Raw genomic sequence first — 25,877 nt, forward strand, 5'->3', positions numbered from 1 at the left:
CTTTCCCTGCTTCCCGCCGCTCATTCTCTCCCGGCTCTGTTCCATAGCTCTTTGATCAGCTCCGCGTCGGTGTATCGTGCCAGGGTGCCATCCCCTTCGGCAATCACCGCAGACGGCACGCTCATAGATACAACGATTTCAGATTTCAGGTAAAAAGCCGGGCGCGGGCAGTAGTCGTTCGCGCTGCGCACGTAGTTGTCGTTCAGCGCCCCCGAAGTATTCACGTAATACGCGTAGTCGTAGTTCGAGCGAGGGGAGCGCAGGGTGGCCCACCCGGTGGCCAGCCAGTAGGCGCGGGACGTCAGCGGGATAAAGCGGCGGTATTTCCTGTATTCGTCCACCGTCAGCGACCGCAGGGACAGTTGCGGCTTTCCGTAGTCCGTCATGCCGTCCATGGTGGTCAGGTCGATCTCCCGCTCCAGCAGGGCCTCGTACAGATTCGGGCGGCTCTCCGCCCAGTCCTCGATAATGTGGTGCAGGTTGCTTCCCTGGTAGTTGTTCGGCGCTTCCACTTCTTCGTCGTTACAAAAGGGGACGGTGTTCGGCAGTGCGTCAGCGGTCACCACGAAGCTGCCTTCGCCGTCATCGTCCAGTTTCACCAGCTCCACGCCGTCCAGCAGGAAGCTGTATCCGCGCGGTACTCCGCCCAATTCCAGATTGATTTTCATGTTCATGCCTTCCTCCTGTTCTTTTTCCCGTTCTCCGTTCCGTACCGGACCAGGGCGGACAGGGCTTCCTCGCCCACGTCCTCGCGCCCCTCCGCCGCCCGCCGCTTCGCACAGCGGGCCAGGGCCTTCTCCCGGTCGTAGCCGATGGCGGCCGCGTACTTCCCGGCGATGTATCTGTATCTCTCGATGCGGCACTCGATGGCCCCCACCTGGTAGGCGGTCAGCTTGTCCCGCTCCCGCTCGATGTACTGCTCGCAGATGTCGGCGTAGTCCTCCAGGGCGTCGCAGATCAGGAACAGGTCCCCCTCGCACGTCCTGATGGCGGAAGGATAAAAGCCCTTCCGGCCCCTCCGCAGGAACTCCAGGGCCGTCTCCTGGCTCTCCGGCTCCCGGCCGGTCACCGGCGCACCTCCGGGGGCTTGGCCGGCAATCTCGCCGCCCTGGACAGCGCCAGCATGTGGTCCCTGGTCAGCTTGTCGATGACCTTCCCGATGTGGCCATACCCGGCCATGTCGGCCAGGCGCTCCAGGTTGTAAAGGGTTTGCGGTGTCACCAGCACAGACACGCGCCGCAGGTTCTTCTTTCTGCTCATTCTCCGGCTTCCTCCTTCTTCACTCCGTAGTAGCAGTCCTTGCAGTCCTCGACCTCCCCGGTCTCCATGGGGCAGTAGTCGCCGTCCTGATACATGGCGTATTCCGGCTTCCCGCAGGTATAGTTCATTCTTCCTTCACCTCCCCAGGACCACGGCGTCCCATTGTTCTCTGGAAAGTCCCTCCAGCAGCTTGTTATCCAGCTCTTCCAAAGCCGCTTTTTCATCTTCGGCCTGTTCTGCTGCTTCCCGCAAAATATCGCTTCCGGGGAATTTGGCCGCGCTCTCTATGGCCTCCTTCGCGTCTGCGATCTCATGGAGCAGCGCACGGCGCAAGGCTCTGGCCTCTCTCGGCGTCAATTTCAGTGTTATCTTTTTCATGCCCTTGCGCTTCTCCCGGCTATGCCTTCACGTACCTGTGCGTAACCGTCACCTTCAGGGCACACTCCGTACAGGCGGCCATCAGCTTCGGGTTCTTCTCCATAACGTCCAGCACCCCCGGCCGTTCCCAGCACTCCCGGCCGCATACCGGGCACGTGACCAGGCGCCACGCCGGGCCGCCCTCCGGCACGTTCTTCTTCATCGGCATGGTGATGACTCCGTCTTTCATGTTCTGTTCCTCCTGTTGTTGCCCCGTCCGGCGCCCCGTGGTATCATCAAGGCAGGGAAGGGGGTGATTTTATGAATGAAATTGAAGTTTCCGTCAAAGAGCTTTACAAAATGGCCAAAGCAATGCTTGATGACGGCATGGATACCGTTCTTATTCGCTTTTTAGAGTCTGGCGGAGAAAACGGCCGTCCCTGTATTTCCTTTGAAGCGTCCTCCGAGAATGAGTCTGATTTCGGGGTCGACTATGAGGAGATCGAAGAGATCAGCGATTAACTCATACCGTCCGGCGACTGTTGGTCAGTCGCCGGACCTTTCAATTTTGTAGGACACGCTTTCGATGCCGCGCTTCCGCAGCCTGCGCCGGACTTCCCGCATGACTTCCGCCATCAGGTTGAAGGCCTCGTTCTCGTCCGCCAGCTCCGCGCCCGCTCCGTTGATGGTCACGTTGATATGCAGCTTTCCTTCCGCCGCTGTTCGGATTCCCTTCTTTTGCCTGTTCATGTTCTGTTCCTCCGTTCGTTATCGTTTAAGCAACTTCTTCTTCAAAAAAAACGGCCGGGTCGATGCCCCACTTCTCGCAAATCTTCCGCTGCTCGGAGATGTAGAAGTCAGAGTATCCATTGATTTTCAGCTGTACCGTGGTTTCCGATACTCCAATCAATTCGGCCACCATTTTATACGTCACGCCTGCACCGGCAAGTGCCCGCTTCAGCGTAACATACGGGGCGTGTACTTTCTTTTTCATCGTGGGTTCCTCCTTTCTTCGCCGTTCGGTTATCGTTTACGATAACAAGATAGCACAGTTTTTTATCGCCGTCAATAACTTTATTTACATTTCCCATTGATTTATTTGTGTCTGTTGCTTATAATTCGGTTTGTAGGGGGTGTTGTTTTATGAAGACCAGTAATCCAGATAGCCATTTCGGCCGTACATTTCGTCAGCTCCGTGAAGCCGCTGGCCTCACCGTGGAGGAATTTTGCAAGCAGTATAATTCCCGTTTCGACGGCCGCATGAACAAAAGCACAGTCAGTCGTTACGAAAACAATCTTCAAGAGCCTATGATTTCCACCGTGAAGAAGGTGGCCATTTTCTTCTCCGTTGACCCCTCCGATCTTTTGGGGTATCCAGTCTGTGCTTCCGCCGCGCCGGCGGCTCTGTCGCCCCAGCTCCAGGCCCTGGCCGACGCCCTCGATCAGCTGAACGACGAAGGCCAGGAGAAACTGCTGGACTATGCGGCCGACCTTGTGGCCGGTGGTCGATATATAAAAACTTGTGCGCCTGGACTGGATCAGGCGCAGGCGTGAAGGGAGGACATGATCATGGCAAAGATGCACGCAAGCCCTACATATTCGACCGTTGGGCGCACGAACGCGAAAAAGAAGCGCGCAAGCTCCAAATTTCTTACCATTATGGGCGTTATCTGGTTCTTTCTGTTTTTCCCGGTTGGTATCGTGCTTCTGGTGAAGGCCTCCCGGCGGAAGCGGGAGGAACTGGCCGAAGCTGCGGCCGCCGCGGCGCCGCGCCCCTCCATGACCGACGAAGAGGCCCGGGCGGTCCTGGACAGCGTCTGCCGCTCCCGCGGCGTGCCCACTACCCGCCTGCATGCGCAGGACTATGAGTATCACGGCGTCGATGTCTGCATACTCCGTGGCACAGATCCCGACCTCTCCCGCGTCTCCGAAGGCGATCCCGCCGACCTCGTCCTGGAGCCGGAAAACGACTACGACCCCCAGGCCGTCGCCGTCTATCTCGACGGGGAGCGCGTCGGGTACCTTTACAAGGGGCGCCTGAAGAAGATGGTTTTCGACTTCCTCACCCGTGGCGACAGCGTGGTGGCCGAAGTCTCCGCCGTCGGCGGCGACTGGCTGAAGATCGACCTGTCCCTCTCGAAGTGATGCCATGAAAAAGCGCATGATTCCCATGGCGGTCAGCTCCGCCGACTTCGACCCCTCCATGAACATGATCGACCCCATGGAGGCCTCCGCCTTCGGGGTGATTTATGCCCGGTACAGCTCCCACAGCCAGCGCGACGTGTCCATCGAACAGCAGGTGAAGGACTGCATGGCCTACGCCGCCCGGAATAATATCTATATCGTGGCCTGTTATGCCGACCGGCACATGACCGGCCGCACCGACCGCCGCCCGGAATTCCACCGCATGCTGCGGGACGCAGAGGCCGGCGGCTGGTCCTTCGTCCTTACCTGGAAGAATGACCGCTTCGCCCGGAACAGGTACGACGCCGCCATCTACAAGGCGAAGCTGAAGAAGTGCGGCGTGCGCTGCCTGTTCAGCCAGGAATACATTCCCGCCGGCCCGGAAGGTATCCTTCTGGAGGCCATGCTGGAGGGCGACGCAGAATTCCGCAGCGCCCAGATGGCCGTGGACATCAAGCGGGGCCTGGCCTACAATGCGGAACACTGTATGGTCACCGGCGCGATCCCCTTCGGCTATCGGCGGACGAAGGACTACACCCTGGAGCTGGATCCCGACCGGGCGCCCCTGGTGAAGGAAATATACGACCGCTTCCTGGCCGGCTGGAAGATCATCGACATAGCCAACGACCTAAACAGGCGCGGGATCACCACCGCAAGCGGGAAGCCCTGGGGCCGGAACAGCTTCCACTCCATGCTCTCGAACGAACGGTACACCGGCGTCTACATTTACGGCGACATACGCACCCCCGGCGGCCTGCCGGCCATCATCGACCGGGACACGTGGCTGGCCGTCCAGCGGCGCCTGCACACAAAGAAAAATCCCGTGGGCAGGTCGCGGTCATACGGCGACTATCTGCTCACGGGGAAGCTGTTTTGCGGCCACTGTCAGCGGCCCATGGTGGGCGTGTCCGGGAAGACGCGCCCAGGGAAGCCCCTGTATTATTATTACGTTTGCCAGGGCCGGCGGCTCTCCCACGACTGTCAGAAGCAGAACGTCCGGCGGGACTGGCTGGAGGAAAAGGTCTGTGCCATGGTGGCCGGCCTGGTCATGCAGGACGATGTGGTGGAATGGATGGCCGACTGTGTGGTGGACTACCAGCGCCGTCACAAAGAGGACGGCACCCTTCAGGCCCTGGCCTCGCAGCTGAAGCAGACGCGGGCCGCCATCGGGAACGTGATGGCCGCCATTGAGGCCGGGATCATCACCGCCACCACGAAGGACCGGCTGCTGGAGCTGGAGGCCCAGGAACAGAAGCTGGCCCAGGCCCTGGAGACGGAGAAGGCGCTGCGGCCCACCTACACCCGGGAGCGCGTCATCTTCTGGCTGGAACAGTTCCGCGCCGGGGATCTTACCGACCCGGCCTTCCGGCTCCGGCTCGTGACCACCTTCGTGAACGCCATCTATCTGTATGACGACCACCTGAAGGTGGTTCTGAACTACACCGGCCGGAACAGCTCCGTGGACTTTCCCCTGGTGGAGGACGCCCTGGACTCCGGCGCTGTCGATGGTGGTCCGTATAACGTCGAAACTGGTCCACCACAAGTAGCAAATCCGAACCCTGCACCAATTGGTGCAGGGTTCGGATTTGTGCTTTTTCTTAATAATTTGGGAAAGATCAAGCCCAAAAGTCTATCTCATTTTTCTTTCTGGTGGAAGTTGCTGTGGCTTCGTGTTCTCTCTGCGTGGCTGGGTTTGAGTGTAACGGGAAACCGATTGGGATAGCTTGCCCGAACGACGGACCTTCTGCAAAATGCTATTTGGACCATCCCAAATGGCCGGTTGAAATTCCTTTGACAGCATTATATAATAATTAACATATAGTAAAACTGAAGAAGTTGTTTAGTCTCAATTTTTGAAAGATGATACTGCATTGCAACTTATTTGCGGCGGTATCAAACGGTCTGGGGCGGGGGCACTTTATGGAATACATGACTGTGTACGATGCGGCGCAGAAATGGAACATATCTGAGCGCCTGGTGCAGAAATACTGCGCATCAGGGCGCATTGCGGGCGCAGAGAAGTTTGGGTCATCCTGGAGAATCCCAGTGGGAGCCGAAAAGCCAAAAGACCAACGCAGGGAGCAGTCGGCTCCGGAAACGCAGGGGAAGAGAGGCCAGAGCCTTTCTTATCCGGGGCTTATGCCGCTGATGAACACCGCGTTTGAGCCGGGAAAATGCCTGGAATTCATTGACAGCATGGCGGACGGCCTGGAAAAACAGGTCGCACTTGCGGAGTATTACTATTTCAGCGGACAGCCGGAAAAAGCCATCGAACAAACCCAACTGCTTCTCCGCGAGTCGGATAAGAACATACAGCTTTCCGCCTGTCTGATCTATCTGTATGCCAATCTTTCTGTGGGTGAGATACAGAGGGCCAGATATGCGCTGACAGCAGTGCAGGAAACGCTTGCCTCGGATACGGAAAAGCACCCGGAAAAGCGGGCGGTTCTGTCCTTTATTTCTTCTGCTGCGGCAGTGCTGCTGCACCGTCCTTTGCCCAAAGAACTGCCTCCCACGCAGGAGTTACTTCCCAGGCTCCCAATGGGCATCCGGATGTTTGCGTTATATATCATCGCCCACGGTGTCTATCTGCAAAAGGACTACCAGAGAAGCCTGGGCATTATAGAGGCCACGCTGAGTATGCAGACGGAAGAATATCCGATCCCCAGCATTTATCTGCATTTGGCCGCAGTCATGGACTATATGAGTCTAAAACAGGTGGACAAGGCAAAGCGGCATCTGCTTGCGGCGTGGGAGCTTGCCAAACCGGACGATTTTATCCAGGGCTTTGGCGAACACCACGGCTTGTTGGGCGGGATGCTGGAAGCGGTGATCAAGCCGGAATATCCGGAGGACTTCAAGCGGATCATCGCCATCACCTACCGGTTTTCCGCGGGGTGGCGCAAGATCCATAATCCTGATACCGGGCATGATGTGGCGGACAATCTGACCACAACGGAGTTTGCTGCGTCCATGCTGGCTGCCCGCGGCTGGACGAATCAGGAGATCGCGGACCATATGCACATCTCTTTGAATACGGTAAAGTATCATATTACCAATGCCATGCAGAAGCTCAACGTCAAAAACAGACAGGAATTGAAAAAATATATGCTGTTATGAGAAAAAGGACCCGGCCATTTGGCCGGGTCCTTTTTTGGGTACCTACCCATTTTTCACCCCCAAACGGGTGGTTTCAAAAATATGGATTCATGGTATGATAAAGCCATACGAAACAGAAAAGGAGGGTTTGCGTGTGGAAAAGGCAAAAACGTATCAGGTCGAAGGCGCAACACTCACGATTCCGCTTCAGTATGATCAAAAAACTGGAAAATACATGGAAGTATACCCGGACTTTCTGGAACACCCCATCTATACGCCGGAGGGGCACCCCATCATGCTGACGCTTGAGGATGCCTGCGCCTTCGGCGAAGAGAGGAGCGCGGGCGAGGGACTGATCGACTGCGGCTCCTGCCGCTTTTACAGACCGTTTTCAAACACTTTGCTTGGCGTGTGCGGACATGAGAGGAACAGAAAAGCATAAGAAGGAGGGTGTGATGATGAGGAACACGATGGGAAAAAGAGGACGAGTACGGCCCAAGCGGATTCTGGCGGCGCTGCTGGCGGTTGTGCAGCTGATTCTGTTCCTGCCGACGGTGTCGATCCCTGCCCTGGCGGCGGGAGATGTGGCATATACGCGCCTTAAGCCGGAGGTGGCCATTTATAACGCCCAGACCGGCATCGATGAAAAGCTGTATAACCGGGAAATCAGCGCAGACAGCAAGTTTAACGCGGCCACCAAAAGCAGCCTGTTCAACTTATCCTTTGAAAACAATCTGGTCAATGCGAGCGCGCAGATCAATATGAATGACGTGGACATTGGCCAACTGCGGGAAAAGGGCAGCAACCTGCAGACGTCCCTCTCCGCTTCCTTCCACAATTACAAGCATCAGCACTCCTGGAAGTCCGGGTTTTTGAATCTGAAAAGCAACACGGCCAACGTGGTCACGGCCATCAACATGTCCTACCTGTTCCGCGTCTCGGGCTATTCCAACGACCCTGCCCTGTACATCAACAGCCGGGACATGGCCAAGGACACGGAGCGCCTTTCCACCGGCTACCGCACAGTCACATACCATAATGTCAACTATCCCTATGCGACCGTGGCCGCCAGCCTGCAGGGCACGTACTACGACGGCGGCAATAAAAGCTGCAAGTGCGCAGGCGACGCATCGGTGACCAAGCCGGTCATCACCTATATGGACAACAACGCGCCGTCCATCGTTTCGGTAACCGGCATTGACAACCGGATTTTGAAAGCCGGCGATGAGGTGGAACTGGTCGTCGAATTCGACGAGCCCATCCGTTTTGCCGATGACAGCGTTGCCCATGACGATCTGTATGTGGGCCTTGCCATCGAAGGGCTCAGCTCCGACAACTATCCTCTGCCACATCGGAGTGGAGCGTGAAGCGGTCATTGAAGCGAATGCTCTGTATCCTCATATAGGCGTCAATGTTGGCCAGTTCCTCTTTCAGACTGATCATGGCCCCTTTTTGACTGATGTTGTATCGAAAAATCTCGGCCAGCGCTTTTGTAGTATCGGCAATGGAAGTGGCCCCGCAGCACAGGGCCTGGCCGCGGATGGTTTCCAAGGTGTTGTACAGAAAATGAGGATTGATTTGGCTTTGCAGGGCGTTGATCTCAGCCTCTTTTGTCATAATCTGGGCTGCCGCCTCTCGCTGAAGCAGGACCTGGAGCAGCTCCGTCGGTGTCTTTTGCCGTATAAGGCCGTCGGACTCCTCATATACGAACTGATGCCGATCAGCGGGAACAAGTTGGACAAAATGCCGTATAGCAGAGCACCCAGCAGGGTACCGGCTACGGTACCCTTACTGCCGGTGAGGGCGGCGCCGCCTACCACAACGGCAGCAATGGCATCCAGTTCCATTCCGGTGGCGCCGCCATGGGTGGTGGTGGGCTGGAAGGCTCCGGTGCGGGCCACAGAAAGCAGCCCCGAAATGGTGGCAAACACAGCACACAGTACATAAGCTGAAAGCTTCACCATCCGCACGTTTACGCCGGAATTATAGGCGGCAACCTGGTTGGAGCCGGTCACCCGCAGACGCCGGCCATAGGTGGTGCGGCTCATTGCAAAAATTGAAGCCACGCTGATGAGAAAGAGCACCACCACGGGGACCGGGAAAATCCAGATGTAGCCTGTTCCGATTCGCATAAAAGACTCAGGCACTGTTCCGGATAGACTGGCACCACCGGTGACGCATAGCACGATGCCCTGCATAATCTGCTTGGTCACCAGTGTTACCACGAAGGGCTGTAGTCTGCCGTAGGTAACGAAGAGTCCGTTCACGAGCCCAACTGCCACACCGATGCCCAGTACAGTCAGGATGGTCAGCCATACCGGCACACCGTTGATCAGCATGGTGATGGAGACCATACCGATGATCTGAATGGTGGCACCAATGGAGAGATCGATCCCGCCGATGAGGATCACGAAGTACATTCCAATGGCGGCAATTGCGGTATAGGCGGTCTGCCGCAGCAGGTTCAGCAAGTTGCTGCCGGAGAGAAAAAACGGTGAGAGCATAGGGGATAGGATCAGAATCACAATGATTAGAACTGTGATTGCAATCTCATTTTTATACTCTCTGAGCCAAACGGTTCCTTTTTGTTTGTAATCATCCATCTCTTTTTTCACCACCGATATCCACTCCTGTTTGTTCGTGCAAATTGGCCAAGTTTTCTTTCTCTATCTTACACTTTTAGAGTAAAATAGATAGTCTGACATCGCAACTGTACGTTCTTCATATTTGTCGTCATTTTTTCAGTTAGCTTCTCCAAAGACGCTGATGAAACGTATTTATCAATGAAGAGGGAAAATACCGCAAGAATGTGCTTGTATTGTTAAACCGGTTTTGCTACTATGGCATATGGAAGAAGTATCCCAACAGTGGTGGGATACAAATGTGGAAAGGTGGAATGTTTGAAATGAAGGAACGCAAAAAACTCCTCTCCCTGACTCTGGCTGCCGCATTGACGCTGGGCGTCTCTGCCCCTGCCATGGCCGCGGAAGGAACTGCCCCCGTCTTTACTGACGTGGCTTCTGACGCCTGGTATGCCCCTGCCGTCTCCTATGTCTCTGAAAAGGGAATCATGAACGGCACCGGCGATAACGCCTTTGGCCCCTCTCTCACCGTGACCCGGGGCATGGTCTATCAGACCCTGTACAACATGGCGGGCCGTCCTGCTGTGGCCGAAGCTGCCTCCTTCAACGATGTCTCCGATCAGTGGTACGCCGACGCTGCCGCCTGGGCTGAAGATGAGGGCCTGACCACCGGCGTGGGCCAGGGCGCCTTCGGCGGCGAACGGGCCATGACCCGGCAGGAGCTGGGCAAGGTCTTTGCCGATTACGCCGACGCCCAGGGCGCTCAGGCCGACAATGCCGACCTGAGCACTTATGCGGATGCCGCCTCCGTGGCCGACTGGGCCAAGGACGGTATGGAGCGGGCTGTGGCGCTGGGTATCCTCTCCGGCAGCCAGAACAAACTCAATCCCACCGGGACTGCCCAGCGCTCCGAGCTGGCCCAGATCCTGATGAACTTTGGCAAGCTCACCTTTGAGATCCCCGCTGAGGACTACATCAAGGCCCATGCCGAGGATTTCTTCCTCACCGGCAAGGCGGAGTATACCATCCAGGGCATGATGGTCTCCAAGGATACCACCTTCCACAACGACCTGGAGAATGTGGACTACACCGCCACCGATGACGGGGAGAGCGTGGTCCTCAAGGGCACCGTGGGCGAGCAGTGGGTCACCAAGCTGAGCAAGGTGCTGGAGACCTACACCAAGGCCGACGGCAACGCTCTCAAGGCGGAGGATTTCACCAACTCCAAGGATACCTTTATCGACCTGAAGACCAAGGCTGAGCCCGACACCAACTTTGCCTGCTTTGTTCCCAAGGATGTGCGCCTCACCGTCAACACCGCCTGGGGCGATGTGCTCCATGTGAACGATCCCGTCTCCGAGCACGGTTACGGCGATTACCTGGTCTGCCCCAACAAGGACGGAAAGCCCGACTTCTCCGACGTGTGGGTGGTCAACGGCGCGATCTTCGCCAACACCTATGATGTGAGCCGGGCGCCTGTGGTAGGCAGCGTGGCCGCCATCGAGAAATACGGCAACCTGGACCTGGATATCAAGCCTGAGGTGCTCTATACCGCGGGCCTGGAGCTGGGTGACGTGCTGGACGTGACTGTGAACGGCCAGAGCCTGGAGATCCCCTTCTGCACCGCCTACAGCGATGTAAACACCGGCGAGTGCGTGGTGCGTGACAACAAGGAGAGCGACATCCTTGTGGTTGCCATCAACATGGGCAACTTTGCCGGTACCTACGGCGTGGAGGAGGGTGACATTGTCACCTTCACACTGGCCGAGAAGGCCGGTTACCTGGGTCAGTATCAGGCCCATCAGCTTGAGCGCACCAACGAGCGGGACGACTACGCCTCCGACGAGGTGTTTGCCAACTTCCGCGCCATCACCGTGGGCGACATTGCCGAGGGTGTGCTCTACCGCACCAGCAGCCCCGTAAACCCGGAGCTGGGCCGGGCCGCCTATGCCGACGACCTGATTGAAAAGGCCGGCGTCAAGACTGTGGTCAATCTGGCTGACGATGACGAGGCCATCCAGGGCTATTTTGCCGCCGAGGGCTTTGATTCTCCCTACTACAAGGGTCTCTATGAGGCGGGAAATGTGATCGCCCTCAACATGGGTGTGGATTACAAGGCCGATGACTTCCAGGCCAAGCTCAAGACCGGTCTGGAGTTCATGATCGCCCACGAGGGCCCCTATGCCTTCCACTGCACCGAGGGTAAGGACCGGGCCGGCTTTACCGCCATCCTGCTGGAGGCCCTGATGGGCGCTTCCCAGGAGGAGATCGTGGCCGACTACATGGTGTCCTATGAGAACTACTACCATGTGGAGAAGAACTCCGAGCAGTATAAGCTGATCTCCGAGGTGGCTGTGGGTATGCTCCGTGACCTGGCGGGCCTGGAAAAGGGCGCCGACCTGTCCAAGGTGGACCTGCAGAAGGCCGCTGAGGATTACCTGACCGGCATCGGCCTCACTGCCGACCAGATCTCCGCCCTCAAGACCAACCTGTCCACCCCCATCGAAGGCTAAGATCCCTCCCCCCAAAAGAAAGCAGCCCCCTGCGCCAGTTGGCGCAGGGGGCTGCTTTCTTATTTTGAAAGGGATAGGAAAGAGAGGAATCAGAAGTGCTCCTCCCGATGGGTCGTCTGGTTATAAACGATGGTTTCCTTCGTTCCGTCGGCATATTCCAGGTCGATGGTATCGATCCGGATGGCGTCGCAGGCGGGCACATAGCCCATCAGCTTGTAAACAAGGATGCTTCTTCCGGGAGAAACGGGTCCCACATAGCGCACAGAGGCGGTAGCCTTGTGGGTAATCTCGTCGTAGGCGGGATTGCCGATGGGGTCCAGGAAGGTCACATGGACGGTGTAGTAATTGATGGTCTTGCCGGAGTTGTTTTTCCCGTCAAAGGAGAGGGTGATGCCGTTGACGCTGTTGCGGGTGAAGTAGAAGCCTGTGGGTTTGCCGATGGGGGGAACCTTCTGCACGGTGACCACAGAGGTAGCGGTAAGAGAGCCGCACTTGGCGGTGATAGTGGCGGTGCCGGGAGTGACGCCGGTGACAGTACCATCAGAGGCCACGGTGGCCACGTTGGTGTTGGAGGAGGACCAGGTCACAGGCAGGGTGGTATTGGCGGGGGCCACAGTGGCCTTCAGGGCCTGCTTGGCGCCGGTATTTACCACAAAGTTGGGGGCGCTGAGGGTGAGGGAGGTGGGCTTCACCACTGCCTTCAGGGTGAAGGACTTGCGCAGAGAGGGGTCCACCATGCTGGACAGAATGACGGCGACCTCACCACGGGTGATCTGGTTGAAGGGGGCAAAGGTGCCGGTGGAATCGGTGCCGGAGAGGACGCCGGCCCGGTAGAGCAGGTAGACGGCGTCATGGTAGTTGGCGTCGCTGGGCACATCGGGAATACCGTTTTCCTCCACCGTGTTGATGGCGGTCAGCGCCTCGGGCGGAAGGGCATTGGTCAGGATCATGGCGAAGGAGGCCCGGCTGATGACGGCGGTGTAGTCAGGATAGGCCTGGCAGATGCCGTTTGTCAGGGCGTAATCCACATAGGTCTGATACCAGGGCTCGCTGGCAGTGAAGGTGTATCCATTGCCCTGATAGGTGGCGTGGAGACGGGCGGCGATGGCGACGGTCTCGCCAATGGTCAGCTTGCCGTTCACATTGAAGGTGGTGTCGCTGGAGCCCTGCATCAGGCCGTATTCATAGGCGGCCTGGACGGCAGAGGTGTACCAGGTAGAGGAGGCCACATCGGTGAACTGGCCGGGGGTATAGGTTTTGCTCTTGGTAAAGTTGGACAGCCCGGCGGCTGCCAGTACAGGGGTGAGGCACAAAGAGAGGGAAAGGGACAGGGTAAGCACGAGGGATAGCAAGCGTTTTCTCATCATAGGCACCTCCGTTAAGAATGGTTTTATACAATCCCATTCTAGGCCCATTAAGCGGGGAAAACAATCTGCCAGCTGCATAGTGTATCAGAAGCACTGGACCGGGGTGGAAACAGCGGGTCATCCTCAAAGACGCTGTCAGGATGGACCTTGCCTTTAAAAAGAATCGGTGTTATCCTGAAAGCACAGACAGGAAAAAGCTGTAACAGGGGGGAGCGGGATGTTTCATCTGGAGATCAATCCCTATGTGCGGGATTACGTTTCAAAGGACTATGCAGGCAGCCTGCCGGAGGGGGACATCAAGCTGGATTGCTCCCTGGGGGTCAACGCCGATCTGCTGGGCAACTGCATTTTCCAGCGCCTCCACGCCTTTGAGCAGCGGACGGAGGCCCACGGAGGCAACTTTGCCGAGATCAAATACTATCCCCACGGCGGCACCCTGAAGGAGGCTCTGGCCAACTGGTACCGGGGCAACGGGGTGGGGGAGGGGTGGCTCACTGCCGACCACATCATCCTGGGCAACGGTTCCTACGACATCCTGTGCAATCTGAATCTGCTGTGCCTCACCAGAGGCAAGAAAGTGCTGGGCCACGCCCCACAGTTCACAGCCTATGTGGACCATGTGAATTGCACCGGCTCGGTGTACGAGTGTTGCTATCTGGACCGCTCCGACGGCTACCGCTTCCATGTGGACGACTATCTGGCCAAGATGTCGGCGGAGTATGGATTGTTCATCGTGGAGAATCCCATCAACCCCACCGGCCTGCCGGTCAGTCTGGAGGACATCGCCCGCATCGCCCGGCGGGCGGAGGAGTGGGGAAAGCTGCTGGTGGTGGACGAGGCCTATGCCGAGTACCTGCCCTTTTCCGCCAGCGCCATCAACCTGATCCCCAGCCATCCCAACCTGATTGTGACCCGCAGCTTCTCCAAGGGGTGGGGTATGGCCGGGGTGCGGCTGGGCTACGGGGTCAGCTCCACCCAGAGCGGTCTGCTGCCTCAGCTGGAGAAGCTGGTGCTGCCCTTCAACAGCAACGGCATCGCCCGGGTGCTGGCCCAGACCGCGCTGGAGACCAAGTTCGAGCGGCCGGAGGACCCCTTTGGCATTCAGCCGGTGATTGTGAGCAAGAGGGAACTGCTGGCAGCTATAGAGAGGTACAACAAGCGGTATGGACGCAATCTCCGGGCGGCGGCCACCTGCGAGAGTACCCCCATCCTCATGCTCTATGTGGAGACAGAGGACCCCACCTTCCATTTGCAGCGCCACCTGATAGGGGAGGGGCTGCTCACAGTCAGCTGCGAGAGCTATGTGGGCCTGGATTGCCGGGCGGTGCGGCTGATGCTGCCCGAGCGGGAGCAGATGCCCCTGCTGCTGGAGCTGTTGGAGAAGACTGTCCGGACCCTGCCGGAACGGTGACCAAAGAAAAAACGGACCGGGAACCTGAGTTCCCGGTCCGTTTTGTATGTTTTTTAGGCTTCCTGCTGGAGCAGCCAGACAAAGCCGTAGGGATAGAGCTCCACATGGCCGATCTCGTCATAGTGGCCGCCGTAGATCAGCTCATCAAAGGCGCCGCCCTCGGGGGCACCGGCGGTGACGAAGTCGCCGCTGAAGTTAAACAGTGCCACCAGCTTGCGGCCCTCATACCAGCGGCCCAGACCCAGCACATGGGGATTGCCGGTGTCGAAGGTCCACACATTGGCCCGGGCGTCAAAAGCGGGTTCTGCCCCGCGCAGCTGCTCCAGGCGGCGCAGGCCCTGGAACTGCTTGCCCTGGCGGGTCTCCTGATTGTCACGCATAGCGGCCAGCTCCCACTGGAAGGGGCCGTGCTGGAGGTTGCGGGCGTCATCGGCCCGGGCGGCGTCCTCGTGGTAGCTGTAGTCGTTGAGCTGGCCCACCTCGTCGCCGCAGGTCAGCAGGGGCATACCGCTCTGGGTGAGCAGGAAGGCGTGGAGCAGCAGGTCGCAGGCCACGGCCTGCTCCAGCTTGACGCTGTCCTGCTCATAGTCGGCGGCCTCCACGCCGCACAGGGAGGCGGTGGTGCCGCACACCTTGCCCTCACGGCACAGCTCGCCCCGACTGTTGCTGCCGGGGAACTTGCCGGTGGCCCAGTCATTGAGGTACTGGCGATGGGCATTCTCGTCGGTGCCGCAGTGCTCTTTCAGCCAGTTGTAGTCCAGGGCCCAGTCCAGACCGCTATCCCCGTGGAGCCGGTTGAGGAACAGACCGGCGGAGGACAGGGAACCCTCCACCTCGTGGCGGAGGAGGGACACGTCACCGGTGGCCAGGGTGTTCCACAGCAGGGCGCCGTTGTTCCGGCAGAGCAGATGACACTCGGGCTTGTCCTCGCTGCCAAAGTAGGGGGCCTCGCCGTGGGCGGGAGCCTTGCCCATCAGCAGCACGCCGGGGCACACCAGCTGGCAGATGAGGCGGGCCATCCGCAGCACGCTGTGGGGGAGGCGGGACAGGTCACCCAGGCGGATGGCGTCGGCACCCAGACCGGCCAGGCAGAGCAGCTGCTCGATCCAGGCGTGGAAGGCGGCGGCGTCCTGGGGAGCGTCGGCCTTCAGAGGCAGGGCCAGCAGGATCTCCTGGGCCCGGCAGGCGTCGGCCAGAGCGGCCAGCTCCTCCTGGCTGCCGTTACCGTTGAGGCGCAGGAAGTTGACGCCGCACTCCTTCAGGTAGGGCAGGCGGTCCGCCACCCCGGCCAGGGAACCGGCAAAGCCGGCGGCGTCCACGGCCATGGCCAGCAGATCCCGGCGGCAGTACCAGCCGGCGTCGGCGGTCCGGCGCTGGTCCTGAGCCCGCAGCTCCTCCCGGCGGTTCTCCCAGCTCTGGCGCAGCAGAGTGGTCAGGCGGTCCCAGGCGGCCAGGTCGCCGTGGAACTGATCCCGGTACAGCCGGGCCAGCTCGTCCCCATACTGCTCCATGCGCAGGTCAAAGATGCTGGGCACGGGCTCGGCCGCCACAGGGGCGGCCTGGGGTACGGGAGCGGCAGCAGGCTCTGCGGGAGTCTTGGGAACCAACAGGGCCTCGGGCATCACGATGGCAGGACGACGGCCGGGAACCGCGGGGCGCTTGTAGTACAGGTCCTCTTCCTGGGCACGGGTCATGCGCCAGGTATGACAGGGAACAGTGCCCTTGTGAGTATTGCGTTCGTTCATGAGGAAAATCTCCTTTATGGTACGCACCGGCAGGGCCGGTGCGGATAGATTAGGGCGGATGGGTGAACGGCAGACCGCCCAGGGTCTGCCCAACAGGTAATACTATAGCACGGCTTGGGCCATTCTTCAACCGGAGCGCTCCTTTTTTGTATGTTATTACCACCAAAAACCAGAAGCCGGAAGGAGAAAGGGATTGTATTTTTGTTTCGGTCGTGGTAGTTTGTTGGGAGAGAAGAAAGAACCAACTGGAAAGGGGGACGGCGGATATGCCCGTATTGGAGGAATACCACAATGCGCTCCGCCTGGGACAAAAGGAGATCAAGGCGGCGGCAGCCCGGGGGGAGGAAACCGGCCTGCAGGTGCTGCCCGGCGATCCGGAGGAACTGGCCATGCGGCGGGAGAGCCTGGGCGTGGTGGAGGTGCCCAGCGAGCTCATCGTGGGTACCTGCAACAAGCTGCGGCGCAACAGCTTTTCCCCCGGCTTTTATCCCGCCCTGGAGGCTGACAGCGAGTTTGCAGGCAAGTGGGCGTCCCTCTGTCAGGCCCACCTGAATGAAGGAATCCGGGACCCCATCAAAGCGGTGGAATACCTCAACCGCTTCTATGTGGTGGAAGGCCACAAGCGGGTGAGCGTGCTGAAATACTTTGGGGCCATCACCATTCCGGCGGTGGTCACCCGGCTTTTGCCCCGGCCCTCCGACGACCCGGAGGTGACCGCCTACTACGAGTTCCTCAACTTCTACCAGATGACAGGGCTGAATTTCCTGGTGTTCCGGCGGCCGGGAGAGTACCGGGAGCTGATGGAGGCCATGGGACGGCCCAGCCGGGAAGCGTGGAGCGCGGAGGAGATCCACGATTTCCGCTCCTTTTACTATATGTTCCGGGATGCCTGTCTGCGGGAGAATGCCGATCAGCAGTACATCTCCCTGGCTTTCCTGGTATATGTGAAGCTGTTTGGCTATCAGGCTTCCCAGGGCAAGCTGTCCACCCAGATCGCCCGGGAACTGCCCATGATCCGGCAGGAGGTACGCAACCGGCTGGAAAACGCCGGGGTGACCCTTATGCTGGAGGACACGGTGAAAAAGCCCTTGTTCCCCTTCCATCCTATCGGCGAGCGTTTGTGCGCCGCCTTCATCCACGCCGGCAGCAGCGATACCTCCCGCTGGGTCTATGAGCATGAGTGCGGCCGCTACCTGCTGGAGGATACCATGAATGACCAGCTCTATACCCTCTCCTATGAAAATGCCGTCACTGAGCAGGCGGCGGAGGTGGCCATCAACGATGCGGTGGCCAAGGGGGCGGACTTGATCTTTACTACCGATCCCTCTCTGCTGCTGCCCAGCGTGAAGCAGGCCGTGCGCCATCCGGAGGTGAAGTTCTTCAACTGCTCCCTCAACAACTCCTATCCCTCGGTGCGGACCTACTATCCCCGGATGTATGAGGCCAAGTTTATCAAGGGCGCCATTGCCGGGACCCTGTCCCGCAGCGGATGGATCGGCTATGTGGCCGACTACCCCACCTTCGGCACCATTGCCAGCATCAACGCATTTGCCCAGGGGGCCAGAATGGTCAACGCCAATGCCCGGGTGCTGCTGTCCTGGAACAGCCTGAAGGAGGGTGGGGGCATTGACAGCCTTCGGGCCAAGGGCATCGTGTATATCGACTACCTGGACCGGCTGGCCGCTAACGCCGGGCCCCGGTCGAGAGAGCTGCATAATCTGGCCATGATCCATTGCGACTGGGGGCGGTTTTACCAGAGCTTGGTGCGGCGGGTGCTGGACGGCAGCTGGAAAAAGGAAAGCCGGGGCAGCAGCGCTATCAGCTACTGGTGGGGCCTGAACCAGAAAATCGTGGATGTGCTCTGTTCCCGCCGCCTGCCCGCCGGCACCCGGCGTCTGGCCGGCGTGCTGCGGGACGCCATCCGGGCCGAGCGGCTGGACCCCTTCTACGGGGTGCTGATGAACCAGCAGGGCCATGTGGTGTACGGCGATGACGGCCCGCTGCCCGCCCAGCAGATCCTGTCCATGAACTGGCTGTCCAGCTATGTGGAGGGGTCCATTCCCAAACCGGATGAGCTTACCGATCAGGCCAGGGAGTGGATGAGAGTCCAGGGCTTTGAGGAGGCTGGACTGAAGTGAAGATTTTGGCTGTGGCCGACTACGAGTCCCCCGCCCTCTGGGACTATTTTACGCCGGATAAGCTGGAGGGGGTGGACCTGATCCTCTCCTGCGGGGACCTGAAATCCCATTACCTGTCCTTTTTGGCTACCTTTGCCCACTGCCCGGTGCTCTATGTCCATGGGAACCACGACGGGCACTATGAAAAGGACCCGCCTCTGGGTTGCACCTGTATCGACGGGCAGTACTATGAGTACCAGGGACTGCGTATCGTAGGCCTGGGGGGCTCCATGCGCTATAAGAAGGGCCCCCACCAGTACACCGACAGGGAGATGAATCTGCGGGCCATACGGTTGGCCCCAAAGCTGTATTTTAAAAAGGGGTTTGATATTCTGCTGACCCATGCGCCGGGCAAGGACATGGTGCCCTGCACCGACCTGGCCCATACCGGCTTCCGGGCTTTTAACCGGATGCTGGACAAGTATCAGCCCGCCCTCCATCTCCATGGACACACCCATCTGAATTACGGCCGGAGCATCCAGCGGGAACAGCGCTACGGCAAGACCAGAGTGATCAACGGGTATGAGCGCTATCTGATTGAACTTTAACCGAAAGCAGGCGGCGGAAGGATTACCTTCCGCCGCCTGCTTTTCTTCCAAGATGGAACCTTTTCAGACGGAAAACGTCTGTAAAAAGGAAACGTATACCAAAGAAAGGAGCGGCGGTTTTCGGCGGAGATTTCCTGCGGAAGGGCATACACTGGTGCTGGCGGATGTCCAACCTAAAGTCGACTGGGAAACTTAAGGATTTGTTAAGAATTTGTCATTGCTTTGTCATTGCTTACCTTACCCGGTATGCTAGAATGGCAGTGAACAAGCAAGTACACAAGGAGGAGTTCAATATGACGGATCAACAGACGCCTGTGCTCGAGCGGCCCGCTCCGGGCCAAACGCCGCCGGCTGGGGCGCCTTCCGGCCCCAGAAAGAAAAAGCGCCGCAGTAAGGTCAAGCTGATCGTGGGCCTGCTCATTACCGCGGCGGTGATTGCCGGAATTGTCTTTGCTCTGTGGTACTTTGTGTTCCGGGAGGATCAGACTGGACTGGGTGAAGCCATGACCGACACCGTTCAGCTGGGGTCCATCCAGGTGAAGGTGGAAGGCAGCGGCATGGCCAAGGCCAACAAATCGGCCACTGTTACACCGGGCACCGGTACCATCCTGGAGCTCTATGTGAAGGAGGGTGACCAGGTCACCGAGGGCCAGCCCCTCTACCGCATGGACGACACCGCGGCCCGGGAGGCCGTCAAGGCCGCCCAGGAGACTGTGGACGACTGCCAGAAGCAGCTCCAGGCGGTCTACGAGAAGATCGGGGAGCTGACCATCAAGGCCCCTCATGCCGGCAACCTGCGGGAGGTGGCCAACCTGAAGGCGGGAGATACGGTGAACGAGGGCGACACCATCGCCACCATCGTCAACGACACCAAGCTGCGCATCTCCCTCTATTACAGCTATGCCTATGAGGACAGCATCAAGGTGGGGCAGACCGCCCAGATCACCATCCCCTCCATTATGGGAAGCCGCACCGGTACGGTGGAGAAGATCAACAAGGTCCGCTTTGTCTCCCCGGAAGGGGCCACCCACTTTGAGGTGGTCTTTGTGCTGGACAATCCCGGCACCCTCACCGAGGGGATGGAGGCCTCCGCCTCCCTCACCGCCGCCGACGGCACCCCCATCTACCCCTATCAGAACGGCAAGCTGGAGTTCTATGAGACTACCGTGGTGAAGGCCAAGGCCTCCGGTCCGGTGGAGAGCTTTGGACTGCTCAATTACGCCGACGTGAAGGCGGGCCAGGTACTGGTCCAGCTGGGCGCTAAGGACTCCGACGAAGAGATCAGCGCCAAGGAAGAGGCCCTGAAGGCCGCCCAGGAGAAGCTGAAGGAGGCCAATGATGAGCTGAGCAAGTATAACGGCGTAGCCCCCATCGCCGGTACGGTTCTGTCCTGCAGCCTCATGGAGGGTGAGGAGGTACAGAGCGGCCAGGGCATCAGCATTGCCGATACCTCCCAGATGACGGTGGAGATCAGCGTGGACGAGCGCAATGCCCAGTACGTCAAGGTGGGCATGATGGTGGATCTGGACCAGTATGGCACCCCCTACATGGGCGTGGTGCAGAGCGTCTCCCTCACCGCCTCCGGAGAAAACGGCGTGGCCTCCATCCCGGCGGTGGTTGCGGTGGACAACTTTGACGGCTCCATGATCCCCGGTACTTACGTCAGCTATTCCTTCGTGGCCAGCCAGTCGGACAACTGTCTCACCGTGCCTGTGGCCGCTGTGAAGTACGTCAGCTTCAACAATGTGACGCTGCCCGACAATATGGATGCTCCCCCTGCCAAGAACGGCGGCGAGGATGGTATGGACGGCGAAATGGGCGGTAGTGACCTGCCCGATGACGGCAGCGTGATTGACGGTGAGATCCTGCCCGACGACGGCGGGACCGTTGACGGCGGAAATGTGATTATCGACGACGGCGGCATGATCATAGACGGAGATATGTCTGTCAGCGGCGGCGCGGTGGCAGTGCCGCAGCGGTATTCCGGCAGCGGTGTCTCCGCCCGTAAGCTGGGTGTGGTCGTCATGCCCGGTCCGGGCATCTCCGCGGGCGGCGGCGCCAGTAGCGGTATGGGCGGCGGTTCCTCCGATGAGGAAACCGGCACCATCGTCTTTGTCAAGTCCAAGGAGGCCCCCGCCAACGCCATTCTGGAGCCAGATCCCGCTTGGGAGTGCCCCGAGGGCTTCTGGGCTGTGCCGGTGGAGATCGGCCTGGCCGACACCACCCGTGTGGAAATCAAGCGGGGCCTGAACGAAGGCGACGAGGTGTTTATCGGCTACGCCACCCAGAATGCCGATAGTTGGGGTGGCTGATATGCTGATCGATGTAAAAAACCTCTTCAAGATCTACCATGAAGGGGAGGAGAGCGAGGTCCGGGCCCTGGACGGGGTGAGCCTCACGGTGGACCGGGGGGAGTTCGTGGCCATCATCGGCCAGTCCGGCTCCGGCAAGTCCACCCTGATGAACATCCTGGGCTGTCTGGATATCCCCACCTACGGGGACTACCATCTGGACGGGGTGGACGTGACCGAGCTGACCGATAAGCAGCTGGCCCACATCCGCAACAAGCAGATCGGCTTTATCTTTCAGGGATTCAACCTGATTCCCGCCCTCAACGCCTGGGAGAACGTGGAACTCCCCCTGATCTATCAGGGGGTGCCCGCCTCCAAGCGTTGGGACCGGGTGGAAGCCGCTCTGGAGCGGGTGGGGCTGGCCGACCGGGCGGAGCACAAGCCCACCGAGATGTCGGGCGGTCAGCAGCAGAGGGTGGCCATTGCACGGGCCATTGCCACCCAGCCTCCCATCATCATGGCCGACGAGCCCACCGGCGCCCTGGACTCCCGCACCGGCAAGCACGTGCTGGAGATCCTCCACGGGCTCCATGAGGAGGGCTCCACCATCATCCTCATCACCCACGACAACGGCATCGCCTCCACCGCCCAGCGGGTGGTGCGGATTTCCGACGGACACATCATCTACGATGGAGACAGAGAGGGGGCCTTCCAGTGAATCTGACGCAGGCGTTCAAGATTGCCGTCAAGTCCATTGCGGCCAAGAAGGCCCGCTCCGTCCTTACCATGCTGGGCGTCATCATCGGTCTGGCCGCCGTCATTATCCTGGTGTCCTATGCCCAGGGCCAGAACCAGCAGATGCGGGCGTTCTATGAGAGCCTGGGTACCAACATCATCAACATCAATGCCAGCAGCTGGAACAGCGAGAAGGTATCCGATGAGCTGTACGACTACTGTATGGAGCTGGACGAGTATGTACTGGGCGTCACCCCGGTGGTGCAGATGTACAATCAGACCGTCATCAAGTACGGCGCCAAGACCCTGGACAACTACAATACCCCCTGGGAGGAATCTCCCCAAGTGGTGATGGGCAACCAGCAGTTCTCCCTGTGCAACAACTTTACATTGGCCAAGGGCAGAGACATTGCCTACCTGGATGTGAAGAACTACAACCAGGTGTGCGTGCTGGGCTCCAAGATGGCGGACGCCCTCTTCAACTACATGAATCCGGTGGGCCAGACCATCACCATCAACAACATCCCCTTTGAGGTCATTGGAGTCTATCAGGAAAAAGACCCCAACAACATGACCGGTATGGACCGCTACATCGTGCTGCCCTACTCCATGAACCGGGTGCTCAACGGCCAGACCAGCATGGATACCTTTGTGGCCAAAGCCAAGGACTCCGAGTCCACCACCCGGGCCATCACGCTGCTCAAGGGCTTCCTTCAGGGCCTCATCGACCCCAACAGCGGTTATTACAGCGTCACCACCCCCAACCAGATGCAGGAGGAGGGTAAGGAGCAGGATCAGATGCAGCAGCGCTTCCTGGGCGGTATCGCCGCCATTTCTCTGGCGGTAGGCGGTATCGGTATCATGAACATCATGCTGGTCACCGTCACCGAGCGTACCCGGGAGATCGGCATCCGCAAGGCCATAGGTGCTGAGCGCAAGAGCATCATTGCCCAGTTCCTCATTGAGGCCTGTATGATCTGCGGCATCGGCGGCATCTTTGGCATCATCGTGGGTTATATCGGCACATTGATCGTGGGGAAAATATCCTTCCATACCATATTGATACCCAACGCCGGGATAACGGTGGGCGCCTTCTTTATCTCCGTTGCCCTGGGCGTGGCCTTTGGCCTCTATCCTGCCATCAAGGCCTCCGGCCTCCAGCCGGTGGAGGCTCTGCGGGCAGACTAAAGGAGTGAGATCATGAAAAAGAGAACTTGGCTTTCCGCCCTGCTGGCGGTGGCGCTGCTGGTGAGTATGCTGGTGGTGCCTTCCGCCTCCGCAGCCGGCAATACAGCGTTCACAGATATTACAGACCCCGACCAGGCCAACGCCGCTGAGATGCTGCGTCTGCTGGGCGTGGTGAACGGTACCGGCGGCGGTGCCTTCCGGCCCCAGGGCACCCTGACCCGGGGTGAATTCTGCAAGATGACGGTGGAGATCATGGGCCGGGGCGATGAGGAGCCTGCCCAGCGCAGCCGCACCATCTTTACCGACGTCAGTTCTACCCACTGGGCCAGAGGCTATATCAACCTGGCCGCCTCCATCACGGTGGGCGGCTCCGCCGGCGGCGATGGAGAGAGCTCCACGGCGGGTACCCGCCTCATCATGGGCGTGGGAGACGGTTCCTTCCAGCCTGACCGGGTCATTACCTGCGGTGAGGCGGTCACCATCCTCATGCGGGTGCTGGGGTACGGCGACGGCGACGTAGCCGGCGGCCTCAACTGGTACGACGGCTATATGGGGCTGGCCGGCTCCGCCGGACTGCTGGATAAACTGAACCTGACCGGAGCATCCACCATCTCCCGTGGCCAAGCTGCCATCCTGTTCTACAACCTGCTCTTTGCCAAGACCAAGGGCAGCGACAGCCTCTACCTCACCGGCCTGGGCTGCAAGGTGGAGGACGGCGGCATCCTGCTGGATGTGAATGCCACCCTGGCTGGCTCCAACACTGCGGTCAAGACCACCACCGGCACCTACAAGACCGACCGGGCGGGGCTGGACGAGAATCTGGAAGGAATGCAGGGCGACGTGGTTCTGGACAAGAACGACAAGCTGCTGGCCTTCCAGCCCAAGGAGAACATCACCAGCCGGGCGGCAAATGTGGCTGAGTGGGCCTACAACGAAGCGCGCCTCACCGGCGGCGAGACCCTGGAGCTGCCGCCTCAGACCACCGTCTATCAGGACGGCGAGAAGAAGGTGTATGAGGAGCTGTGGCAGGATCTGAAGCCGGGCACCCCCGTTACCTTCTACTACACGGCGGAGGGCAAGGTGGACTATCTGTTCCTGCGCTCCGCCTCTGCCTCCGACACCGCTATGGTGGCTCGGAGCGTACCCTCCGGAAATCCCTTTACTGCCCTGACCAAGGGGGAGGGCAATTACCAGATCTACAAGAACGGGATGCCCGCCACCGTCAATGACATCCGCCAGTATGACGTGGCCACCTATGACAGCGGCGCTAAGGTCATGAACATCTCGGACCTGCGGCTCACCGGTATGTATGAGAATGTCTACCCCAACACCGATACTCCGGCCAAGATCTGGGTCATGGGTGTGGAGCTGCCGGTGTTGCCCTGTGCGGTAGAGGATCTGCGCAACTTCAAGATTGGCGATACTCTGACTCTGTTGCTCACCAGTGACGGAAAGGTGGCTGGTGCAGTTACCACTGCTGCGGCCAAGGGCAATGCGGTGGGCTATGTGGAGAGTATCACCGAGGATGGTAAGGCTACCGTGCAGCTGCTGGATAACGTGCTGGGCGAGGTGAAGGGAAAAACCTCCTACCGGAAGGACAGCGCCACCAAAATGATGGGAGAGCTGGTTACCGTCTCCTCTTATAAGCTGGGCCAACTCACTTTGACCCGGCTCACCGGCGGCTCCTCCAGTGGGATTACCGGCAAGCTGGATGTGGCTGCCCGTACTCTGGGCGGCGTGGCCCTGGCCGACAACGTGGCGGTATACGAGAAGGTGGGCAGCAGTAAGCTCCAGCCTGTCAAGTACAGCCAGATCACCGCCGTCAGCGTGCCTTCCTCCAAGATCCTGTATGCCAGCAAGGATTATGCCGGCCGGTACAATGTGCTGGTACTGAACGATGTGACCGGCGATCTGTACACCTATGGCTTCATGAGCAAGGGTACCATGACTACCCCCTCCAGCATGGGAGAGATTGTGAACTCTACCGTAATTGTGACCACCTCGGACAAGAATGGAGAGACCAAGCTGGAACTGGTGGGCGGAGTGGAAGTGCCCCGCAACGCGGTAGGCGGTATGGTCGCCTCTCTGAATACCCTTCAGGATAAAAACAAAATTGCCGGTTATGTGTTCCTGAAGGAGCTGGATGGCGTACGCCGCAGCGCCTTTGACATGAAGGCCAAGACGGTGACTACCACCGACATGGTGCTGCCCATTTCGGACAGTGTGGTGTGCTACAACAAGACAACCAAGCAGTGGTTTACGGCGGAGGACCCCATGGATGCCCTCAATCAGGCCCGGGCCTTCTCCGACAACATCACCATCTACTACGACCGCACGCCGGAGGAGGGCGGCAAGGTCCGTATGGTAGTGGTACAGTAAACATGAAAAAGCCGCCCCCGCGTGAAGCGGGGGCGGCTTTT

27 protein-coding genes are annotated in these 25,877 nt (G+C 59.2%); 15 read left to right on the forward strand and 12 right to left on the reverse strand.

Going from position 1 to position 25,877, the window contains the following annotated elements; genetic code table 11:
- Window positions 1–20 precede the first annotated feature (20 nt).
- The 6 genes from B5E56_RS03680 to B5E56_RS03700 are packed head-to-tail and all read right to left on the reverse strand — an operon-like array spanning window position 21 to window position 1,867.
- The gene (locus tag B5E56_RS03680; protein ID WP_143383126.1) at window positions 21–668 is read right to left on the reverse strand and encodes a hypothetical protein; all 648 of its coding nucleotides are present in this window, start codon (window positions 666–668) and stop codon (window positions 21–23) included.
- Window positions 669–670: 2 nt separating this feature from the next.
- Window positions 671–1,069, reverse strand: a complete 399-nt coding sequence (locus B5E56_RS03685; protein ID WP_087388685.1) for a hypothetical protein — start codon at window positions 1,067–1,069, stop codon at window positions 671–673.
- On the reverse strand, window positions 1,066–1,260 hold the full coding sequence (locus B5E56_RS03690) for a hypothetical protein (RefSeq protein ID WP_087388687.1): 195 nt from the start codon (window positions 1,258–1,260) through the stop codon (window positions 1,066–1,068). Before B5E56_RS03690 ends, B5E56_RS03685 begins: the two co-directional genes overlap by 4 nt.
- Window positions 1,257–1,388: a hypothetical protein gene (locus B5E56_RS14985; RefSeq protein WP_275532713.1), complete on the reverse strand. Its 132-nt coding sequence runs from the start codon at window positions 1,386–1,388 to the stop codon at window positions 1,257–1,259. Before B5E56_RS14985 ends, B5E56_RS03690 begins: the two co-directional genes overlap by 4 nt.
- Before the next feature lie 7 nt (window positions 1,389–1,395).
- On the reverse strand, window positions 1,396–1,638 hold the full coding sequence (locus B5E56_RS03695) for a hypothetical protein (RefSeq protein ID WP_087388689.1): 243 nt from the start codon (window positions 1,636–1,638) through the stop codon (window positions 1,396–1,398).
- Window positions 1,639–1,657: 19 nt separating this feature from the next.
- Window positions 1,658–1,867: a hypothetical protein gene (locus tag B5E56_RS03700; RefSeq protein ID WP_087388691.1), complete on the reverse strand. Its 210-nt coding sequence runs from the start codon at window positions 1,865–1,867 to the stop codon at window positions 1,658–1,660.
- Between the two features lie 71 nt (window positions 1,868–1,938).
- On the opposite strand from B5E56_RS03700, the gene B5E56_RS03705 reads away from it, so the two are divergent.
- Window positions 1,939–2,139: a hypothetical protein gene (locus tag B5E56_RS03705; protein WP_087388693.1), complete on the forward strand. Its 201-nt coding sequence runs from the start codon at window positions 1,939–1,941 to the stop codon at window positions 2,137–2,139.
- A gap of 24 nt (window positions 2,140–2,163) precedes the next feature.
- Here the strand turns inward: B5E56_RS03705 and B5E56_RS03710 are convergent, their stop codons facing one another.
- On the reverse strand, window positions 2,164–2,367 hold the full coding sequence (locus tag B5E56_RS03710; RefSeq protein WP_087388695.1) for a hypothetical protein: 204 nt from the start codon (window positions 2,365–2,367) through the stop codon (window positions 2,164–2,166).
- A gap of 25 nt (window positions 2,368–2,392) precedes the next feature.
- Window positions 2,393–2,611, reverse strand: a complete 219-nt coding sequence (locus tag B5E56_RS03715) for a helix-turn-helix domain-containing protein (RefSeq protein ID WP_087388697.1) — start codon at window positions 2,609–2,611, stop codon at window positions 2,393–2,395.
- Window positions 2,612–2,760: 149 nt separating this feature from the next.
- Here B5E56_RS03715 and B5E56_RS03720 point away from each other — a divergent pair, with 149 nt between their 5' ends.
- From B5E56_RS03720 to B5E56_RS03745, 6 genes are all read left to right on the forward strand, one after another.
- Window positions 2,761–3,171 (forward strand): helix-turn-helix domain-containing protein, encoded by a 411-nt coding sequence (locus B5E56_RS03720; protein ID WP_087388699.1) that lies wholly within the window; start codon window positions 2,761–2,763, stop codon window positions 3,169–3,171.
- Window positions 3,172–3,186: 15 nt separating this feature from the next.
- Entirely contained in the window at window positions 3,187–3,762 is a 576-nt protein-coding gene (locus tag B5E56_RS03725) for an HIRAN domain-containing protein (RefSeq protein WP_143383127.1), read from the forward strand.
- A 4-nt stretch (window positions 3,763–3,766) separates the two neighbouring features.
- Window positions 3,767–5,524, forward strand: a complete 1,758-nt coding sequence (locus B5E56_RS03730) for a recombinase family protein (RefSeq protein WP_087388701.1) — start codon at window positions 3,767–3,769, stop codon at window positions 5,522–5,524.
- 197 nt (window positions 5,525–5,721) lie between these two features.
- A complete protein-coding gene (locus B5E56_RS15050; RefSeq protein ID WP_087388703.1) occupies window positions 5,722–6,921 on the forward strand; it encodes a LuxR C-terminal-related transcriptional regulator in 1,200 nt (399 codons plus the stop codon).
- Between the two features lie 133 nt (window positions 6,922–7,054).
- Window positions 7,055–7,342 carry a hypothetical protein gene (locus B5E56_RS03740; RefSeq protein WP_087388705.1) on the forward strand — a complete coding sequence of 96 codons (288 nt, stop codon included), beginning with the start codon at window positions 7,055–7,057 and terminating at the stop codon, window positions 7,340–7,342.
- Between the two features lie 16 nt (window positions 7,343–7,358).
- Window positions 7,359–8,267: a hypothetical protein gene (locus tag B5E56_RS03745; RefSeq protein ID WP_143383128.1), complete on the forward strand. Its 909-nt coding sequence runs from the start codon at window positions 7,359–7,361 to the stop codon at window positions 8,265–8,267.
- Here the strand turns inward: B5E56_RS03745 and B5E56_RS03750 are convergent.
- Window positions 8,224–8,517, reverse strand: a complete 294-nt coding sequence (locus B5E56_RS03750; RefSeq protein WP_087388708.1) for a sensor histidine kinase — start codon at window positions 8,515–8,517, stop codon at window positions 8,224–8,226. The genes B5E56_RS03745 and B5E56_RS03750 overlap by 44 nt on opposite strands.
- Entirely contained in the window at window positions 8,514–9,404 is an 891-nt protein-coding gene (locus B5E56_RS03755) for an ABC transporter permease (RefSeq protein ID WP_158098659.1), read from the reverse strand. The genes B5E56_RS03750 and B5E56_RS03755 overlap by 4 nt, the downstream gene beginning before the upstream one ends.
- Before the next feature lie 401 nt (window positions 9,405–9,805).
- Here B5E56_RS03755 and B5E56_RS03760 point away from each other — a divergent pair, with 401 nt between their 5' ends.
- The gene (locus tag B5E56_RS03760) at window positions 9,806–11,995 is read left to right on the forward strand and encodes an S-layer homology domain-containing protein (RefSeq protein ID WP_158098660.1); all 2,190 of its coding nucleotides are present in this window, start codon (window positions 9,806–9,808) and stop codon (window positions 11,993–11,995) included.
- Between the two features lie 89 nt (window positions 11,996–12,084).
- Here the strand turns inward: B5E56_RS03760 and B5E56_RS03765 are convergent, their stop codons facing one another.
- The gene (locus B5E56_RS03765) at window positions 12,085–13,362 is read right to left on the reverse strand and encodes an S-layer homology domain-containing protein (protein WP_158098661.1); all 1,278 of its coding nucleotides are present in this window, start codon (window positions 13,360–13,362) and stop codon (window positions 12,085–12,087) included.
- A 217-nt stretch (window positions 13,363–13,579) separates the two neighbouring features.
- Here B5E56_RS03765 and B5E56_RS03770 point away from each other — a divergent pair, with 217 nt between their 5' ends.
- Window positions 13,580–14,773 carry an aminotransferase class I/II-fold pyridoxal phosphate-dependent enzyme gene (locus B5E56_RS03770; protein WP_087388712.1) on the forward strand — a complete coding sequence of 398 codons (1,194 nt, stop codon included), beginning with the start codon at window positions 13,580–13,582 and terminating at the stop codon, window positions 14,771–14,773.
- A 53-nt stretch (window positions 14,774–14,826) separates the two neighbouring features.
- Here B5E56_RS03770 and B5E56_RS03775 read toward each other — a convergent pair whose 3' ends face one another.
- The gene (locus tag B5E56_RS03775) at window positions 14,827–16,518 is read right to left on the reverse strand and encodes a hypothetical protein (RefSeq protein WP_087388713.1); all 1,692 of its coding nucleotides are present in this window, start codon (window positions 16,516–16,518) and stop codon (window positions 14,827–14,829) included.
- Between the two features lie 266 nt (window positions 16,519–16,784).
- Between B5E56_RS03775 and B5E56_RS03780 the strand changes: the two genes are divergently transcribed.
- The 6 genes from B5E56_RS03780 (at window position 16,785) to B5E56_RS03805 (ending at window position 25,836) form a co-directional block, all read left to right on the forward strand.
- Window positions 16,785–18,656, forward strand: a complete 1,872-nt coding sequence (locus B5E56_RS03780) for a BMP family ABC transporter substrate-binding protein (protein WP_087388714.1) — start codon at window positions 16,785–16,787, stop codon at window positions 18,654–18,656.
- Window positions 18,653–19,243 carry a metallophosphoesterase family protein gene (locus B5E56_RS03785; protein WP_087269674.1) on the forward strand — a complete coding sequence of 197 codons (591 nt, stop codon included), beginning with the start codon at window positions 18,653–18,655 and terminating at the stop codon, window positions 19,241–19,243. Before B5E56_RS03780 ends, B5E56_RS03785 begins: the two co-directional genes overlap by 4 nt.
- A gap of 293 nt (window positions 19,244–19,536) precedes the next feature.
- Complete coding sequence (locus tag B5E56_RS03790) at window positions 19,537–21,555, forward strand: efflux RND transporter periplasmic adaptor subunit (RefSeq protein WP_087388715.1); 2,019 nt, start codon at window positions 19,537–19,539, stop codon at window positions 21,553–21,555.
- Between the two features lies 1 nt (window position 21,556).
- Complete coding sequence (locus tag B5E56_RS03795; RefSeq protein ID WP_087388716.1) at window positions 21,557–22,252, forward strand: ABC transporter ATP-binding protein; 696 nt, start codon at window positions 21,557–21,559, stop codon at window positions 22,250–22,252.
- Window positions 22,249–23,457, forward strand: coding sequence for an ABC transporter permease (locus B5E56_RS03800; protein ID WP_087388717.1), 1,209 nt, complete (start codon window positions 22,249–22,251; stop codon window positions 23,455–23,457). Before B5E56_RS03795 ends, B5E56_RS03800 begins: the two co-directional genes overlap by 4 nt.
- A gap of 12 nt (window positions 23,458–23,469) precedes the next feature.
- Window positions 23,470–25,836 (forward strand): S-layer homology domain-containing protein, encoded by a 2,367-nt coding sequence (locus tag B5E56_RS03805; RefSeq protein WP_087388718.1) that lies wholly within the window; start codon window positions 23,470–23,472, stop codon window positions 25,834–25,836.
- Window positions 25,837–25,877 lie beyond the last annotated feature (41 nt).

It is taken from the genome of Flavonifractor sp. An112, from assembly GCF_002161085.1.
Taxonomy (GTDB): domain Bacteria; phylum Bacillota; class Clostridia; order Oscillospirales; family Oscillospiraceae; genus Flavonifractor; species Flavonifractor avicola.